At 37.0% G+C, this 16216-nt stretch carries 20 protein-coding genes and 2 riboswitches; of the genes, 17 read left to right on the top strand and 3 right to left on the bottom strand.

Annotated features, from left to right (window positions below; all coding sequences use genetic code 11):
* The first annotated feature begins 51 nt into the window (after positions 1-51).
* Positions 52-228, top strand: a riboswitch (Lysine riboswitch).
* A 104-nt stretch (positions 229-332) separates the two neighbouring features.
* The 7 genes from lysA to ACM26V_RS01255 all read left to right on the top strand — a co-directional run bounded on the left by lysA (position 333) and on the right by ACM26V_RS01255 (position 6901).
* Complete coding sequence (lysA, locus tag ACM26V_RS01225; protein WP_416149647.1) at positions 333-1682, top strand: diaminopimelate decarboxylase; 1350 nt, start codon at positions 333-335, stop codon at positions 1680-1682.
* 116 nt (positions 1683-1798) lie between these two features.
* Complete coding sequence (locus tag ACM26V_RS01230; RefSeq protein WP_416151762.1) at positions 1799-2233, top strand: peptidylprolyl isomerase; 435 nt, start codon at positions 1799-1801, stop codon at positions 2231-2233.
* 100 nt (positions 2234-2333) lie between these two features.
* Positions 2334-2482: riboswitch (FMN riboswitch) on the top strand.
* 274 nt (positions 2483-2756) lie between these two features.
* Positions 2757-3848: a bifunctional diaminohydroxyphosphoribosylaminopyrimidine deaminase/5-amino-6-(5-phosphoribosylamino)uracil reductase RibD gene (ribD, locus tag ACM26V_RS01235; RefSeq protein WP_416149648.1), complete on the top strand. Its 1092-nt coding sequence runs from the start codon at positions 2757-2759 to the stop codon at positions 3846-3848.
* A gap of 3 nt (positions 3849-3851) precedes the next feature.
* Entirely contained in the window at positions 3852-4508 is a 657-nt protein-coding gene (gene ribE / locus ACM26V_RS01240; RefSeq protein WP_416149649.1) for a riboflavin synthase, read from the top strand.
* A gap of 19 nt (positions 4509-4527) precedes the next feature.
* Entirely contained in the window at positions 4528-5727 is a 1200-nt protein-coding gene (locus ACM26V_RS01245) for a bifunctional 3,4-dihydroxy-2-butanone-4-phosphate synthase/GTP cyclohydrolase II (protein ID WP_416149650.1), read from the top strand.
* Positions 5728-5858: 131 nt separating this feature from the next.
* A complete protein-coding gene (gene ribE, locus ACM26V_RS01250) occupies positions 5859-6329 on the top strand; it encodes a 6,7-dimethyl-8-ribityllumazine synthase (RefSeq protein ID WP_416149651.1) in 471 nt (156 codons plus the stop codon).
* A gap of 221 nt (positions 6330-6550) precedes the next feature.
* Complete coding sequence (locus ACM26V_RS01255) at positions 6551-6901, top strand: GNAT family N-acetyltransferase (RefSeq protein ID WP_416149652.1); 351 nt, start codon at positions 6551-6553, stop codon at positions 6899-6901.
* 160 nt (positions 6902-7061) lie between these two features.
* Here the strand turns inward: ACM26V_RS01255 and ACM26V_RS01260 are convergent, their stop codons facing one another.
* The gene (locus ACM26V_RS01260; RefSeq protein WP_416149653.1) at positions 7062-7589 is read right to left on the bottom strand and encodes a DUF309 domain-containing protein; all 528 of its coding nucleotides are present in this window, start codon (positions 7587-7589) and stop codon (positions 7062-7064) included.
* Between the two features lie 145 nt (positions 7590-7734).
* Between ACM26V_RS01260 and ACM26V_RS01265 the strand changes: the two genes are divergently transcribed.
* The 3 genes from ACM26V_RS01265 (at position 7735) to ACM26V_RS01275 (ending at position 9764) form a co-directional block, all read left to right on the top strand.
* Positions 7735-8505 carry a segregation/condensation protein A gene (locus tag ACM26V_RS01265; protein WP_416149654.1) on the top strand — a complete coding sequence of 257 codons (771 nt, stop codon included), beginning with the start codon at positions 7735-7737 and terminating at the stop codon, positions 8503-8505.
* Positions 8492-9103: an SMC-Scp complex subunit ScpB gene (gene scpB, locus ACM26V_RS01270; RefSeq protein WP_416149655.1), complete on the top strand. Its 612-nt coding sequence runs from the start codon at positions 8492-8494 to the stop codon at positions 9101-9103. Before ACM26V_RS01265 ends, scpB begins: the two co-directional genes overlap by 14 nt.
* 163 nt (positions 9104-9266) lie before the next feature.
* Entirely contained in the window at positions 9267-9764 is a 498-nt protein-coding gene (locus ACM26V_RS01275) for a DUF3907 family protein (protein ID WP_416149656.1), read from the top strand.
* 164 nt (positions 9765-9928) lie between these two features.
* On the opposite strand, the gene ACM26V_RS01280 is transcribed toward ACM26V_RS01275, so the two are convergent.
* A complete protein-coding gene (locus tag ACM26V_RS01280; RefSeq protein ID WP_416149657.1) occupies positions 9929-10441 on the bottom strand; it encodes a hypothetical protein in 513 nt (170 codons plus the stop codon).
* Between the two features lie 187 nt (positions 10442-10628).
* Here ACM26V_RS01280 and ACM26V_RS01285 point away from each other — a divergent pair, with 187 nt between their 5' ends.
* The 3 genes from ACM26V_RS01285 to spoVAE are packed head-to-tail and all read left to right on the top strand — an operon-like array spanning position 10629 to position 11928.
* Entirely contained in the window at positions 10629-11072 is a 444-nt protein-coding gene (locus ACM26V_RS01285; protein WP_416149658.1) for a hypothetical protein, read from the top strand.
* A 2-nt stretch (positions 11073-11074) separates the two neighbouring features.
* Positions 11075-11539 (top strand): stage V sporulation protein AC, encoded by a 465-nt coding sequence (spoVAC, locus tag ACM26V_RS01290; RefSeq protein WP_416149659.1) that lies wholly within the window; start codon positions 11075-11077, stop codon positions 11537-11539.
* Positions 11540-11577: 38 nt separating this feature from the next.
* Complete coding sequence (spoVAE, locus tag ACM26V_RS01295) at positions 11578-11928, top strand: stage V sporulation protein AE (protein ID WP_416149660.1); 351 nt, start codon at positions 11578-11580, stop codon at positions 11926-11928.
* 23 nt (positions 11929-11951) lie between these two features.
* Here the strand turns inward: spoVAE and ACM26V_RS01300 are convergent, their stop codons facing one another.
* Positions 11952-12668: a DUF421 domain-containing protein gene (locus ACM26V_RS01300; protein WP_416149661.1), complete on the bottom strand. Its 717-nt coding sequence runs from the start codon at positions 12666-12668 to the stop codon at positions 11952-11954.
* 176 nt (positions 12669-12844) lie between these two features.
* On the opposite strand from ACM26V_RS01300, the gene ACM26V_RS01305 reads away from it, so the two are divergent.
* From ACM26V_RS01305 to ACM26V_RS01320, 4 genes are all read left to right on the top strand, one after another.
* On the top strand, positions 12845-13999 hold the full coding sequence (locus ACM26V_RS01305) for a D-alanyl-D-alanine carboxypeptidase family protein (protein WP_416149662.1): 1155 nt from the start codon (positions 12845-12847) through the stop codon (positions 13997-13999).
* Positions 13992-14582 (top strand): nucleoside recognition domain-containing protein, encoded by a 591-nt coding sequence (locus tag ACM26V_RS01310; protein ID WP_416149663.1) that lies wholly within the window; start codon positions 13992-13994, stop codon positions 14580-14582. Before ACM26V_RS01305 ends, ACM26V_RS01310 begins: the two co-directional genes overlap by 8 nt.
* 6 nt (positions 14583-14588) lie before the next feature.
* Positions 14589-15119, top strand: coding sequence for a spore maturation protein (locus ACM26V_RS01315; RefSeq protein WP_416149664.1), 531 nt, complete (start codon positions 14589-14591; stop codon positions 15117-15119).
* 137 nt (positions 15120-15256) lie between these two features.
* Complete coding sequence (locus ACM26V_RS01320; RefSeq protein WP_416149665.1) at positions 15257-15976, top strand: pseudouridine synthase; 720 nt, start codon at positions 15257-15259, stop codon at positions 15974-15976.
* The last annotated feature ends 240 nt before the right edge of the window (positions 15977-16216 follow it).

The following is a 16216-nucleotide window of genomic DNA, read 5'->3' on the forward strand; positions in this document are numbered from 1 at the left end:
GATAAGAGTGTGATATTGTAAAAAAATAAAATATGGTATAAGATAAGTTATAATGTAGGTAGAGGTGCAAAAAGAATTAGTAAATAGCCTGAGTAAAAGGAAACGATGATGGCTATTGAAAGGTCAATTTGCCGAAGTAACTAAAGCAACTTACTTTAGTTTACTGGGGTGTAGTTAAATAAACTGCTCACTGTCACTGCAATTTGTAGTGGAGCACTAACCTTGATGGATTGCCGGAAACGGAACTCCCAAAAGGGAAATGAGTGTGATTCACATTCATTTCTCTTTTTCTATTGTTCAAGTGTGAGTAAGGTTACAAGGAGTGGGTATATATGGGGTTATATGGAACAAGTAAGATTAATCAGGAGGGTCATTTAACAATTGGTGAAGTTGATGTCACTACTTTAGCTGAACAATATGGCACACCTCTTTATGTATATGATGTGAAAGATATTCGTAATAGGGCGTCAGAGTTTCATCATGCGTTTGAAAATCAACAAGTGCAGTATCAAATAGCTTATGCTAGTAAAGCTTTTAGTTGTATTGCAATGATTGAATTGGCCGATGAACTAGGATTAAGTTTAGATGTTTGTTCAGGTGGGGAACTCTTCACTGCATTGCAAGCTGGATTTCCAGTAGAAAAAATTCATTTTCATGGAAATAACAAAACACCAGATGAACTTGAAATGGCTGTGAAAGAAGAGATAGGATGTATTGTGGTTGATAATTTCACAGAATTATCTTGGCTTATGGGTCTAACGGAGACGTTGAATACAAATATCGACGTATTGATTCGAATTACACCAGGTGTAGAGGCCCATACACATGACTATATCTCAACAGGACAAGAAGATTCGAAGTTTGGCTTTGATTTGAACAGTGGTCAAGCGAAAAGAGCAATAAAAATGATTTTAACGCATTCCCATTTAAAATTGAAAGGTGTTCATTCTCATATTGGCTCACAAATTTTCAATGCAGAAGGTTTTGAGGAGGCAGTTAAAGCGATTTACTTATCGCTAGCAGAATGGAAACAAGAATTGGACTATTATCCTGATGTATTGAATGTAGGTGGAGGATTTGGCATTCGTTATGGAAAGCACGACCACCCACTTCCTCTGCATGAGTATATTGATAAAATGGTGATGGCAGCAAAAGAAGAAGCCGGAAAATTAAATATGCCTGTGCCAGAAATTTGGATTGAACCAGGAAGAGCATTAGTAGGAGAAGCGGGCACAACGTTGTATCGAATTGGTTCGAGAAAAGATATTCCTGGGTTAAGAACGTATATTTCTATTGATGGTGGAATGACTGATAACATTCGACCGGCATTATATCAAGCTGAATACGAAGCTATTTTAGCTAACAAAGCCGATCAAGAAAAATCAGAAGTTGTTTCTATTGCAGGCAAATGCTGTGAAAGTGGAGATATGCTCATTTGGGATTTGGCATTACCTCCAGCTATTCAAGGAGACTTACTTGCCGTATCTTCAACAGGAGCTTATGGCTATTCGATGGCAAGTAATTACAATCGTATTTTACGTCCAGCGGTTGTATTTGTGGAAGACGGTGAACATCATTTGGTTATTGAACGTGAGAAGTTTGAAGATTTAATACGACATGAACGTTCCTACAAGCAACTTATTATGCAAAAAGGATTAGACACACAGATAGGTCAAAATTAACCTCGAAAAATCGAAGGAAATAGAGCGGTTTGATTGTTTTGTTTCCTTCTTTCGTATTTCTCGTGTAAAATAGAAACAATATACATAATTTAATTGAAAAAATGGAGGTAATAATGATGAAAAAAGGTACAATTGCTTTTGAAAATGGTGAAAAGATTGAGATTGAATTTTTTGCTGATGAGGCACCGGGAACGGTAGCTAACTTTGAAAAATTAGCGAACGATGGTTTTTATAATGGTTTATCTTTCCATCGAGTGATTCCAGGTTTTGTCGCTCAAGGAGGATGCCCTGAAGGAAATGGTACAGGGGGACCTGGTTACACAATTAAGTGTGAAACAAAAGGGAATCCACATAAGCATCAAAAAGGAAGTCTTTCAATGGCTCACGCTGGTAAAGACACTGGGGGAAGTCAATTCTTTTTAGTACTTGAACCACAGCCACATTTAGATGGTGTTCATACTGTATTTGGTCAGGTAACAGAGGGGTTAGATATTCTTCCAAGGATTAAAGCAGGCGATCAAATGTCAGAGGTTAAAGTTTACGAAGCATAAAATATGTCCAAAAACGTTCAAATTCTCATTTGGACGTTTTTTTTGAGCAAAATGAAGAACAAATGAAACATCTTGTGATACACTATACAAAATGAATAAACCGTTCCTTCGGGGTAGGGTGAAATTCCCAACCGGCGGTGATGAGGCGCAATAGCCTTTAAGTCCGTGACCCGTTGCTTATATTTAAGCAACGGTGGATTTGGTGAAACTCCAAAGCCGACAGTATAGTCTGGATGGGAGAAGGATATGACGGTTGAAAAAGATGGTTATCTAGGAGAAGTGTGTCTTATGACATTTACTGTTCCTAGAATCACTCTTTTTTACGGAGAGAATTGAATTTTGGTTTTCTCTGTAAACTTTGAGCATCTTTTTCTGCACAAATCATATTCTGAAACTATGTCCTGAAGGGAAATTCCTTTTAGGGCTTTTTTGTTTTAAAAAAAATTGAGTTAAATTACAATTTTTTATCTCAGTTTGATTGATGACTAGAAGTATACGTTTATATAACAGGAGGGTTCGACTTATGGATAATAACTATATGAAATTAGCGATCGAGATCGCAAGACAAACAATAGGACAAACAGCTCCGAACCCTGTTGTAGGGTGTGTTATTGTCAAGAACGGTGAAATTGTTGGTATGGGGGCGCACTTAAAAGCAGGGGAACGTCACGCTGAACGTCACGCTCTTCAAGTCGCTCAAGCCAATGCCAAAGGGGCAACGATGTATGTCACATTGGAGCCTTGCTCACACCATGGACGAACACCTCCTTGTGCTGATGCTGTCATTGAAGCTGGAGTATCCAAAGTGGTGATTGCTTCAACAGATCCGAATCCTGAAGTGTCAGGCAAAGGAATAAATAAATTGAAAAACGCTGGAATTGACGTTGAAGTTGGTGTTATGAAAGAAGAAGCAGATGAACTAAATGATGTTTTTTTTCACTATATGACTACATCTACACCGTATGTAACATTGAAAATGGCGACTAGTATTGATGGGAAAATTGCCACTTCAACGGGAGAGAGTCAATGGATTACTGGAGAAGAAGCGAGAAATGATGTCCACCAATTAAGACATGAACATGATGCAATTCTCGTTGGAGTTGATACAGTCATTCAAGACGATCCGTCGTTAACGACAAGATTAGCCAATGGTGGGAAAAACCCTATCCGGATTGTATTAGATCGTAAGCTTCGTACGCCGTTGGAGGCAAAAATAGTGACTGATCAAAAAGCACCGACATGGATCGTCACAACCGCTTTAGCTGATAAACAGAGAAAAGAAGAATTTGAAGCGTTAGGGATAGGAATAATAGTGATAGAAAATGAAGACATCTCAATTCCCTCGCTCCTAATAGCATTATTTAACAAGAAAATTACCTCTATCCTTGTTGAAGGAGGCGGAAATGTGAATGATAGTTTTCTGCGTTCGGGTTATTTTCAACGGGTAATAAAATATATGGCTCCTATTCTAATTGGAGGAGAATCAGCTCGGTCATCGTTTTCAGGAGAAGGAATTACACATTTGCAAGAAGCTCCGAGACTCCAATTAAAATCAATGAAGCAAATTGGAAACGACACAAAATTTATTTTTCATAAATCGAAAGAGGGGGAATAATAGATGTTCACAGGAATTATTGAAGAGAAAGGATCGATTCAGCATATTCAACAAACAGGCGATGCAATTGTTATGAAGATTCATGCCTCTGAAATTTTATCCGACATTCACTTAGGGGATAGTATAGCGATAAATGGTGTCTGTCTTACAGTTACAGCATTTGATCAACACGCATTTTCTGTTGATTTAATGCCAGAAACGGTTCGAAATACGAGTTTGAGGGATTTAAGTGTACGATCAGAAGTTAATTTAGAACGGGCTATGTCGGCAAAGGGCCGTTTTGGAGGTCACTTTGTAACTGGTCATGTCGATGGAACAGGTGTGATTAAATCAAAACGAGCTGAGCACAATGCCGTTTATTACGATATTGAAATATCAAAAGAATTACGTAAATACATGATGATGAAAGGTAGCGTTGCCGTTGACGGCACAAGCTTAACAATTTTTGGCGTCACCGCAGACAGTTTTACGATATCGATTATTCCGCATACAGTTCAAGAGACAATTATTGGTACAAAGGGGCCGGGGGATATAGTAAATATTGAGTGTGACATGCTGACAAAATATGTGGAAGAGTTAATGACACAACGTTTATCTTCAGATGATGAACCATCTGGGAAAATGACGGAGAGTTTTCTAAAAGAACATGGGTTTAAATAATGGTAGGAGGCAAACAAACATGAGTATTTTTGATCCGGTAGAAGAAGCAATATATGCACTTGCGCAAGGAGAAGTAGTGATTGTATGTGACGATGATGATCGTGAGAATGAAGGGGATTTCGTTTCCATTGCGGAAAAAACAACGCCTGAAGTGATTAATTTTATGGTGACACACGGGAGAGGTTTGGTATGTGCTCCAATTACACAAGATAGAGCAGAAAAACTCGGTTTAGCTCCGATGGTAGATCGAAATTCTGACCCTCATGGCACGGCTTTTACAGTAAGTGTTGACCATAAACATACTACTACGGGAATTTCAGCTCCAGAAAGAGCGATGACGGTAAAAGCATTGATTGACGATAATGCCAAGCCGGCTGACTTTCAGCGTCCGGGCCATATATTTCCTCTCATTGCAAAAGAGGGTGGTGTATTACGTCGAGCTGGACACACAGAAGCTGCAGTCGACTTAGCAATCATGAGTGGAGCAAAACCAGCGGGTGTTATTTGTGAGATTATGAAAGAGGATGGTACAATGGCAAGAGTACCTGATCTTCGCAAAATTGCAGATGAGCATCATTTAAAAATGGTTACAATTAAGGACATGATTCAATATCGAAATAGGAAAGACCAGTTAGTTAAGCGAGAAGTAGAAGTGAAGTTACCTACGGATTTTGGTGAATTCAATGCAATTGCCTATTCAAATATCGTTGACGGAAAAGAACATGTGGCGATTGTTAAAGGAGAAGTTGGTGGAGAAATGCCAACACTAGTAAGAGTTCATTCAGAGTGTCTAACGGGTGATGTGTTTGGTTCGAATCGATGTGATTGTGGTCCTCAATTGGATGCTGCCCTCGCTCAAATTGAAGAAGCGGGATCTGGGGTATTGCTTTATATGCGTCAAGAAGGGCGCGGCATAGGTCTGTTAAATAAATTGAAAGCTTATAAACTGCAAGAAGAAGGTTATGATACTGTTGAAGCGAACGAGAAGCTTGGTTTTGCTCCCGATTTAAGAGATTATGGGATAGGTGCGCAGATCCTTCGTGACTTAGGGATTCGGAAAATGAAATTACTAACAAATAACCCGCGGAAAATAACAGGTCTTAAAGGCTACGATTTGGAAGTTGTCGAAAGAGTGGCAATACAAATGCCACATTCGAAATCAAATGAAAGATATCTTAAAGTGAAAAAAGAAAAGCTAGGACATTTATTAAATTTTTAAGATGAAATCTGCTAGCTTAGCTTCTTTGGATGAAAGCTTTGAGATTCTTCATAGACGTTCATCGAAGCTAGTAAAATTATTTTAATGATATATCGCGTAACAAAGCAAATAAACTATAGGAGGCGTTAGTATTGGGACAAGTATTTGAAGGAAACTTAATCGGAACAGGATTGAAAGTAGGGATTGTAGTTGGGCGTTTTAATGACTTTATTACAAGTAAGCTTCTAGGTGGAGCAGAAGACGCGTTTAAGAGACATGGTATTTCAGAAAGTGACGTGGATGTCGCATGGGTTCCGGGAGCATATGAAATTCCTTTCATCGCAAAGCGGATGGCAGATTCAGGTAAATATGATGCAATAGTAACATTGGGTACAGTCATTCGAGGGTCAACACCTCATTTTGACTATGTATGTAGTGAAGTATCGAAAGGGGTTGCTTCCGTTTCTCTTTCTAGCGGCGTTCCTGTTATTTTTGGTGTAGTAACAACGGATACAATTGAACAAGCGATAGAACGAGCGGGAACAAAAGCAGGAAATAAAGGTTGGGACGCAGCGACAGCAGCTATTGAAATGGCTAATTTATCAAAAACATTTTCTAACTAAGGTTGATGAGCATCCGTTTAAGTAAACGGGTGCTTTTTTGGGTTTCTAAAAATGATTTTGCCGAAAGTTCAATGACATTTTCTTAGTAAATAAAAGCGGAAATTTTTTTGCCCTAAATTGTCAAGAGATATGTTATCATTAAAAGCTGTGCCACAAGTCAATTGATTAATTTCAGGGGGATTTGGAAACAATGAAGGAAAAAGATTGTGAGGGATCGTGAGATGTTGATTCCAATAAAAAAAGAACACGAAAAAATTGCCATGGGGTTGCTTTCTTTTATGCCAAGAGATAATAAGGGGATAGTTGTGCAAAAAGTATTGAAAATGTATGAAACCTCACCTAATCATCAATTATATCTATATAAAAATGAAAAAGATCGATTCGTTGGTGTGGTTGGAGTAGAAGATTTGGATGGTTCTGTTTATATTACTGACCTCACTGTTGATCCGTCGCATCGAAATGAAGGACTAGGAAGTTTGATGATAAAAATGATAGAAGATATGAAATCAATTCGAGTGTTAGGAACGAATGATACCGAATTATTTGTAAAGCATTATCAAAATCAATCTTGAAATGATATGCAGAAAAAATGATATTGTTGATGTACTATGAAACTCATATTTCGCGGAGATCGAGTGTATGGCTTTATGCCTTAACTTTTTAGAGAGATATGTAGATATTATCCAACATATTCTAAATGATGAAATTGATTCGTAGGACAAAAGGGAAGAGTTAACGCTCTTCCCTTTCCTGTTTTTTTCGTATAAGAGAATGCTGTCTTGCAAGAATAACATCAGATCGATCGCGAAGCTTGTGCCTATATATCAAATCTTGCTTATCAGTTTCTTTTGAAGACAACCACTGCCAACCTTTTTCTTTTGCAAGCTCTTTACAATGAGTAATGAGAGATTCATCAGTTAGAGGGAGATTCATTGGCTCATAGTTCCCATCATGGAGTATATTTTTTATTTTTGATTTGACAGACTGCTCTAAATCACCTTGATGAATGTGTAAGTCATCTAATAAATGATTACTTGTTCTGAGATGAGATAATACTTTACGATATAATCGCAGACTACCTGGGAAATTTCCCTGCCGTTCATGATAAACTGCAACTGCAAGTTGAATTAATGTTAGCCATTTGATGTCACGATCATTTTCAAGCCAATATTCTTCCATAATTTCATGACATTCAAAGTAATCTCTTGAAGCATGAAAATGGACAAGATATTCTAAATAAGGCTCAGGGTATTTTTTCATATTTCCCTCCATATATATCAAGTTTATCTCTATATCATAAAGCATTTTAATTGCAATGTGAAGGTAACTAATTTTAATGTTCTGCTCAATAATCAAACTAAAATATGATATAATTTAATCATGAATGAAAGGGAATGGTGAATTCATGCAATATAATGTTAAGCTTCATTCCTTTGAGGGACCATTGGATTTATTACTCCATCTAATTCAAAAAAATGATTTAGATCTTTATGATATTCCTGTTAAAGAGATCACGGAGCAATATATGACGTATATTCATGCTGTCCAGGTACTTCAATTAGATGTGGCTAGTGAATATTTAGTTATGGCATCAACGTTATTACATATGAAAAGTCAATTGTTACTGCCAGTGGAGGAAGACGTTTGGGATGAGGATCTACTCATTGATGATGAAGAAGATCCGCGTGAAGACCTCATGCAAAAATTGATAGAGTACAAAAAATACAAAGATGTAGCTGGCGATTTAAGAGGAAGAGGTCTAGCAAGAAGTGATCTTTTTTCAAAACCTTTGACAGACTTAACACCACTTTTAACTGATCTCAACGAAGAAAGCGAGGATCATCCGAAAATAAATGTCTCAATTTATGATATGCTCCAAGCTTTTCAAAAAATGAAAAAAAGAAAAAAGAAGCATGAACCTGTTTTCTCAAAGATTCAACGCCAAGAAGTTCCAATTGAACAAAAGATGTCTCAAATAGTTGCTGAATTACATCTCAGAGGAGGAGTAAGTAGATTCTCTGAACTCTTTCAGGAAGAAGAGCAAGATCACTTAGTAGTTACCTTTCTGGCATTACTGGAGCTAATGAAGTATGACTCGATTCGCTGTGAACAGGAGCATAATTTCGATGATATTATGGTTTATAAAAAGGAGGTTCAATTGTTTGAAAAGTCATGAAATCAAAGCAATTATAGAAGGACTTTTGTTTGTTTCTGGAGAAGAAGGAATAGACGAAAATCAGATGATGGACGTTCTAGAGATAGACCGTAAAACACTCAAATTCTATTTAGCAGAGCTAAAAGAGATGTATCATTCAAATAATCGAGGGATTCAATTGGTTGAGTTAGCGGGTGGCTATCAGCTGACGACGAAGAAGGAACATGCAATTTACTTTAAAAGGTTAATACAATCCCCTACTTCAGCAACGCTATCTCAGGCAGCACTTGAATCGTTGGCTATTATTGCCTATAAGCAGCCTGTTTCTCGTGTCGAGGTCGAAGATATTCGCGGAGTAAAATCAGAGCGGCCGATTCGTACATTAAATGGAAAAGGTTTTATTAAAGAAGTTGGCCGCGCGGATCGGACAGGCAGAGCGATCCTTTATGGGACAACTAAGTTTTTTCTGGAACAATTTGGGTTACAGTCCGTAGAAGAGTTACCACCACTTCCTGATCCTGTAGCAGAAGAAGAGGTGGAAGAAGAGGTAGACTTGTTTTTTGAGAAATTTCAGGAACAATTCTCTGATAATAATACGATTAATAAAAAGTCAGTTTAATGAGAATTTACTCTTCTTATTGATGGTAAAGTATAATAATAGGGTTATAATTATTTGGTCACTCAAAAGGAATTTTGACTTATAATAGTATAAGAATGATTGTGTGATAGTAAAGTGTGGTATGTAATAAATATAGATAATGAAGAAGGAGAGATATATAAACATGGGAAATGATTTGGTTAAACAACAGCTAGAATTTACAATGAAGAATTTGGAAGTAGCATCCTCAAAGTTAAGGCTATTCTTAAATGAAGCAACATTATCAAATTTCATCGCTGAAGGAAACGAAACATCAAAACAGGAATTCGAACATATTCTTGACCAATTCCGAAGATTACTTGTCTTTTTTGATGAAGGGCGTGAATCTGGAAATCTCTTGCTTCGTAGTGAAAACTTTCGTAAAGGTGCAGCTGAAAAAACGTTATTTTGGATTTTTCATCAATGTATCGAAGAGTTTTTTCAACCTCATTTTGATATTTGGTTCGAAGATAGTAGAGCTGCTTATACCGGTAAGAACGCAATTAAATTCCGCTCAGATGTTCCAAGTAAAATAAAAGAAATTGTCCAATCGATTGAAGGACCTCTTCAAGAAGTACGCGAAGAGTTGGAGTATTATGAAACAGATTATCGTACAAAAGTAAATCAAAGAGGAAGTAAATAAAAATAGAAAAAAAGAAGGAGAGGCTATTGAGCCTCTTCTTCTTTTTTGATTTTGAAAAATATATTGGTGTGGAATTGTCGAATGTCGATATGTGTCTGACGGTGAGCTCTATATGTAGGAACCGACCGTTACAAGCACCGACCAACCTGCTATGTATCTGAGTCTTAACCAAGATGAAGTTGATTCAACCACAGGTCCATGTGCTGACAAAGCTCATGCGAGGCACGAGATAATTGACCAGCATGCGTTTCAGGATTGCCCGTTGAACCAGAGAATACGGTTTTAAATGTACCGTTTTTTGTGTACCAAAAACGTTCCAAATACGTATTGAAAGATGATATATAGGTATATAGGAGAGCTCGTTCTTCCTCGTTGTAAACTTTAATCAGTATTTTGTCATCAAAAATAAGAGATTTAGGGGCAATTTCAATTTCTTTTTTATGGATGCTATTCGTTTGTTTTTGAACGGCATTTCGAATTCTCATCAACTGAAGTTCAACAGTGCGTTTGACTTCTTCTTCCCAATCATTTTCTAGGAGTTCATTGTCCTTTACTGGCTTCCCGACGGATTCTAATTCTGTTTTGTTAGCAAGGCTCATTTTCTTAAATATGATAAATAAAATCAACAATTGAGTAATAAAAATGAGTGTTAATAGGCTAACGGTCAAAATCTGCATATCGTTCTCCTCCCTCTTCCACACCTTGAATCATACCAATATTCTTAGCTAAACGATAGCCCTTTGATTTTACGAGTTTTCTGTTGCGACAAAGAATTTATAAGTGAACATTAACTATTATTCCCAACATAAATATCGAATCGATTCAAATACTACTTGTAGGATAGTGAAAGGGTGGTTTAGATAAATGACAATAAATCGAATGATTACTCTTGCTATTATTTTGCTGATAAGTGTAAGTGGATGTGAACAAGCCGGACAAAAAGACTTTGAAAGCCAATCAGTAGATAATGCTGAGAAAATTTCTCAAACTGTAGCGAAAGAAGCTGAAAAAATTGCAGAAGAGTTGGAACAAGTTGAGGAAGCTACTGCGGTATCGCAGGATAAAGATGTCTATGTCCATCTCAAAGTTTCAGGGTTTGATCGTTTGTTTTTAAAGGATGTAAGAAAGAAAGCTAAAGACAAACTTGAGCGAGCTAATCCTGATGGAAAAGTAGAAGTATCTACAGATAAAAAACTCGAGTTGGAATTAACTGAATTAAAGCATAAACTATCAGATCAAAAAATCTCAAAAAAACAGTTAAAAGATGATTTGAAAAAAGTTGATGATGATATGAAAGCAGGTGTTTAAGAATGGCTAAACAATCGAAGAAATCACCTACACAAAAGAATTATCAAAAATTAGCTAGTAACCATGAAATTAAAAGGCCAGTATTAAAAAATTGTCTTAAAGCTTTTGTCATCGGTGGCTTGGTTTGTACATTTGGTCAGCTACTTCAAACTTTTTATATTTATTACTTCGACTTCACAGAAAAGACAGCAGGTGATCCAACTGTAGCAACATTGATCTTTATAGCTACTTTGCTTACTGGCTTTGGAGTGTATGACAGGTTTGGTCACTTTGCTGGAGCAGGTTCCGCTGTTCCAGTTACTGGATTTGCAAATTCGATGGCGTCAGCCGCAATTGAACATCGAACAGAAGGCTTAGTTTTAGGAGTATCTTCAAACATGTTTAAACTGGCTGGGGCAGTCATCGTATTTGGAGTGGTAGCTGCTTTTTTTGTTGTCCTTATTAAAATGACATTTTTTGGACTGTAATACTTGGTGTTGTCTATCAAGAACAAGGAGGATAAGGGATGATTTTCTTAAATGCATTTATAGTCGGGGGACTTATATGTGTCATCGGACAAATTTTACTAGACGTATTAAAATTGACTCCAGCTCATACGCTCAGTACGTTAGTTGTTTTTGGAGCGATTTTAGATGGTCTTGGATTATATGAACCGCTTATTGACTTCGCTGGAGCAGGAGTAACTGTACCAATCACAAGCTTTGGTAATTCGCTAGTTCATGGTGCTATAGTAGAAGCGGAACAAAATGGTTGGATTGGTATTGGAATCGGTATTTTTGAAGTGACGAGTGCTGGTATATCGTCTGCAATAATATTTAGTTTTCTTGCAGCTGTTATTTTTAGGCCAAAAGGATAAAAGTTAAGGTAATGCAAGTATTACTAATGATGAAAGGGAGTTCCTTTCATCGTAGGATTTACCATTGATACATGAAGAATGCCTTCTTGATTAACGCTGGCAAAAAGAACGTCTTTTGTCTGATCAATCCCTTTTTTGTTTAACTCCTCTAGTAGCCATTTAACAGAAAAGTTTAAGTATTTTAGCATGTTAGCGTGAATTTTCCCTTCAATTATAACTGGATAAGCCAGGTTGGATGAGGATTTCTTTAGACCGAGGTCTTCCAAAGTCACAGAGGAATTTAACGATTTTTTTAAAACCGTTAATTTACCGTTTGCTTCAACGATTGCAAGCTTCACAATCGATAAATCAAAGATGTCTTTTTCTCTTAGCATTTGTAATATATTATCAATGGAATACCGAATTTCTTCAATATTTGCAATGAGTAAAATTCCGTTTTCAATAACCACAGTTGGTTTGAAAGTCATTGCGTTACCTAACCAACTTTTTTTGATTAAAAGGAAGCTAACGGTTCTTTGTAGTAAAGCGATTGCGATAATGGCAACGATTGTATGTAATTGGTTAATAGTTGGATCTGCTATATCAGCACCAGTAATAGATGCAAGCGTGATGATAACTAGGAAATCAAATAATGGTAACTGACCAATAGTACGCTTGCCCATATACAACGCGACAATGAGTAATAGAGGCATAATTGTTACGATTCTAAATACTATTTTTGATAAATCTAACCAGAGCATTTCCTTATCGCCTCACATTCGTGATTGAGTATATTTAGTTTTAACCAATGAATGAAAGATATTCAATTTTCCTGGGTGTGAATAGGACATACTTTTTTTTTCTTAGCATAAATTGGTTATTATAAAGGGTTGATAATATGAATAAATGCTTCGTTGTCAGTGATCGGAGGGAAAGTATGCAGAACAATAAAAGAAAGTTAGTGATAATTATCTTGTCGACGTTTTTTTTGTTGGGGATATCTTCGCCAACAGACGTTAATTATCAGCAAGGAGTTTCGGCTCAAGGGGCTATTCTTATTGAACAAGAGAGCGGTAGAATTTTGTATGAAAAAGAAGCAGAAACGCAGATGAGAATTGCTAGCATTACAAAGGTTATGACGGCTATTTTGGCAATTGAGCATGGCGATCTAGATGAAAAAGTAAAGATTTCTAGCGAAGCTTTTGGAACAGAAGGTTCATCAATATATTTAATAGAAGGAGAAGAAATTTCTTTGAGAGATTTGATCTACGGGCTTATGCTGCGTTCGGGCAATGATGCGGCGGTTGCTATCGCGGAACATATTGGCGGGAGTCTCGAAGGTTTCGTCTTTATGATGAATGAAAAAGCGAATCAGCTTGGAATGGAAGGGACCTTGTTCGCAAACCCGCATGGCCTAGACGATCATGAAGAACATTATTCTACTGCCCTTGATATGGCCAAGCTTACACAATATGCGATGGCTAATCCGATATACGAGGAAGTAGTTGGTACGGAATCATATAGATCAGAAACAGAAGAAAATAGAATTCGGGTTTTTAAGAACAAAAACAGGCTCCTGACGCAGTTGTACCAACATTCAACAGGTGGGAAAACAGGGTATACAAAACGAGCGAAGCGAACTCTAGTTTCAACTGCGGAAAAGGATGAATTAAAATTAATTGCTGTAACGATTAATGCACCAAGTGATTGGCATGATCACATGAATATGTTCGAATGGGGATTTTCTCAATTTCAAACAAAGACACTCGTAAAAGAAGGGATCGTTGAAAGAGTGGATGATCCGTTTTATCAAGACCGCTTAAAAGCGGAGTATTCCTTTGAATATCCTATTAGTGAACAGGAAAAGCAAAATCTCAGTCAACGAATTATTGTCCCTAATCCTGATAATCAGGAAAGGTGGGAGAAAGAGGGATATCCATATCCAATTGGATCGATTCAAATCGAATTGAATAATGAGGTGATAGGTGTTGTGCCTCTGAGATACATGAGAGAAGAAATCAAAGGCGATTCTTTTTATGACAAGTGGGTAAGAAGATGGTTTTCATTTGATGGAGTAAATTCTTATGGTTAATGTGATATGGGTGAGCCTTTTTTTCATAGGTTTTATTTTTGCAGCAATAAATGGCACGATGACAGAAGTGAATGAAGCTATTTTTTCAGGAGCAAAAGAAGCTGTAGTTATCTGTATAGGTTTGATTAGCGTATTAACATTTTGGCTTGGTATGATGAGAATAGCTGAGTTGGCTGGGATTTTAAAAATAGTTAGTAAGTGGCTTCATCCGGTTGTATCGCGAATATTTCCTGACATACCACAAGGCCATCCAGCTCAAGGTTATATCGTTTCAAATATGAGTGCAAATATGTTTGGGCTTGGAAATGCAGCTACGCCAATGGGAATTAAAGCGATGAAGGAGTTAAAAAAGTTAAATCATGATAAAGACGAAGCGAGTCGGTCGATGGTGACTCTTTTAGCTATCAATACTGCGAGTTTGACTCTAATCCCAACAACCGTTATTGCCCTTCGTATTGAATATGGTTCTGTTGCTCCTGCAGAGATTGTTGTGACGACGATCCTTGCTACAGCTTGTTCAACAATTGGTGCTGTCTTGATTGACCGATTTTTCTATTATAGAAGATTAAAAAAAGGGACGTGATAGCTGATGAGTTGGTTATCTACGATTTCAATATGGATTATTCCAAGTTTTCTCTTCATTATTTTAATGACGGCAACATGGAAACGGGTTCCAACCTATGAAGCCTTTACTGATGGAGCGAAAGAAGGTGTCCAGTTATCATTATCAATTATTCCTTATTTAGTAGGAATGCTCGTTTCTATTAAAGTATTCCGTGAATCAGGGGCAATGGGTTTTTTCATTGATTTACTTCACCCGTTATTATCCTTTTTCTATATTCCGACTGAAATATTACCTCTTGCTCTTATTCGACCTTTATCAGGAACAGGGGCGTTAGGTATGACGAGTGACTTAATTGCAACGTACGGTCCAGATTCCTTCATTGGCAGGTTGGCTTCGACGATGCAAGGAAGTACTGATACAACATTTTATGTACTAACTGTTTATTTTGGTGCAGTTGGTATAAAAAAAATGGGCGACTCCCTTAAAGTTGGTTTATCTGCTGATGTGATAGGGATTATTGCATCCATTTTAATAGTTAGACTTGTCTTTTTATAGACGTGTAAACCCATGAATCGATCGATTCATGGGTTTATGTTGTATCTTCTCGAAAAAAAAGCTAAAATTAACGTTTGAAATCAAATTACTGTCGACGACAATAAAGATAATGATAAGATGAGGCTGAGGTGAAAGATATGGAACGTTTACAAAAAGTGATTGCTCAATCAGGAATCACATCAAGAAGAAAAGCAGAAGCACTTATTACCGATGGTAAAGTATCTGTCAATGGAAAGAAAGTTACTGAATTAGGAACGAAAGTAGATCCAGCCACTGATAAAGTGGTTGTTAACGGAGTGCCGATTGATCGAGAAGAACCAGTGTACTTTTTACTTTATAAACCGACAGGCGTGATTTCAAGCGTGTCTGATGAGTTTGGTAGAAAAGTTGTCACTGATTATATCGATGTAGCCCAAAGGATTTATCCGGTAGGACGGTTAGATTCTGATACGTCTGGTTTACTATTATTAACGAATGATGGAGATTTTGCCAACATACTAATGCATCCAAAATATAAGATTAAAAAGACTTATATAGCAAAAGTAGAAGGAATGCCTTTAAGAGAAACGTTGAAAAAACTTGAAAGAGGCGTTCAACTTGAAGATGGTAAAACAGCACCGGCTCAGCTGAAAGTGAAAAAGACAGACCCAAAGAAAAATACTGCAATTGTCGAAATTTCTATTCATGAAGGGAAAAACCGGCAAGTTCGCAGAATGCTTGAATCTGTCGGGCACCCTGTAATTAAACTAAAGAGAGAAAACTATGGTTTTTTACATTTACGTGGGATGAATGCTGGTGAATATAGAGAACTAAAGCCTCATGAAGTAAAACAACTTAGAGAAATGGCTGTCACATAATGTTCACAAACTTACAAATCTACCGCTATTAACACTATTTTAGTGATGTTAATATAGAATAAGAACAACTGTAAATGGATAGTGAGGAAGTTAGATGAAAAAGCGTTAATTGAAGCAATTATAAAGAGAGCCAAGGATTAGAATACCCGTTATTTATTAATGACGATATGTTCGTAACTAATGCATACGGTGTCCATAGGGTCTCCCAGTAACTGATTGATTAATGAGTATGGCGAATTA

Origin of the sequence: Salipaludibacillus sp. HK11 (assembly GCF_047795645.1) — a bacterium.
In the GTDB taxonomy this organism is placed as follows: Bacteria; Bacillota; Bacilli; order Bacillales; family Salisediminibacteriaceae; genus Salipaludibacillus.

Coding starts and splice junctions, on each gene's coding strand:
- lysA (WP_416149647.1), top strand. CDS start 333: ATGGGGTTATATGGAACAAGTAAGATTAATCAGGAGGGTCATTTAACA.
- ACM26V_RS01230 (WP_416151762.1), top strand. CDS start 1,799: ATGAAAAAAGGTACAATTGCTTTTGAAAATGGTGAAAAGATTGAGATT.
- ribD (WP_416149648.1), top strand. CDS start 2,757: ATGGATAATAACTATATGAAATTAGCGATCGAGATCGCAAGACAAACA.
- ribE (WP_416149649.1), top strand. CDS start 3,852: ATGTTCACAGGAATTATTGAAGAGAAAGGATCGATTCAGCATATTCAA.
- ACM26V_RS01245 (WP_416149650.1), top strand. CDS start 4,528: ATGAGTATTTTTGATCCGGTAGAAGAAGCAATATATGCACTTGCGCAA.
- ACM26V_RS01255 (WP_416149652.1), top strand. CDS start 6,551: ATGTTGATTCCAATAAAAAAAGAACACGAAAAAATTGCCATGGGGTTG.
- ACM26V_RS01260 (WP_416149653.1), bottom strand. CDS start 7,589: ATGAAAAAATACCCTGAGCCTTATTTAGAATATCTTGTCCATTTTCAT.
- ACM26V_RS01265 (WP_416149654.1), top strand. CDS start 7,735: ATGCAATATAATGTTAAGCTTCATTCCTTTGAGGGACCATTGGATTTA.
- ACM26V_RS01275 (WP_416149656.1), top strand. CDS start 9,267: ATGGGAAATGATTTGGTTAAACAACAGCTAGAATTTACAATGAAGAAT.
- ACM26V_RS01280 (WP_416149657.1), bottom strand. CDS start 10,441: ATGCAGATTTTGACCGTTAGCCTATTAACACTCATTTTTATTACTCAA.
- ACM26V_RS01285 (WP_416149658.1), top strand. CDS start 10,629: ATGACAATAAATCGAATGATTACTCTTGCTATTATTTTGCTGATAAGT.
- spoVAC (WP_416149659.1), top strand. CDS start 11,075: ATGGCTAAACAATCGAAGAAATCACCTACACAAAAGAATTATCAAAAA.
- spoVAE (WP_416149660.1), top strand. CDS start 11,578: ATGATTTTCTTAAATGCATTTATAGTCGGGGGACTTATATGTGTCATC.
- ACM26V_RS01300 (WP_416149661.1), bottom strand. CDS start 12,668: ATGCTCTGGTTAGATTTATCAAAAATAGTATTTAGAATCGTAACAATT.
- ACM26V_RS01305 (WP_416149662.1), top strand. CDS start 12,845: ATGCAGAACAATAAAAGAAAGTTAGTGATAATTATCTTGTCGACGTTT.
- ACM26V_RS01310 (WP_416149663.1), top strand. CDS start 13,992: ATGGTTAATGTGATATGGGTGAGCCTTTTTTTCATAGGTTTTATTTTT.
- ACM26V_RS01315 (WP_416149664.1), top strand. CDS start 14,589: ATGAGTTGGTTATCTACGATTTCAATATGGATTATTCCAAGTTTTCTC.
- ACM26V_RS01320 (WP_416149665.1), top strand. CDS start 15,257: ATGGAACGTTTACAAAAAGTGATTGCTCAATCAGGAATCACATCAAGA.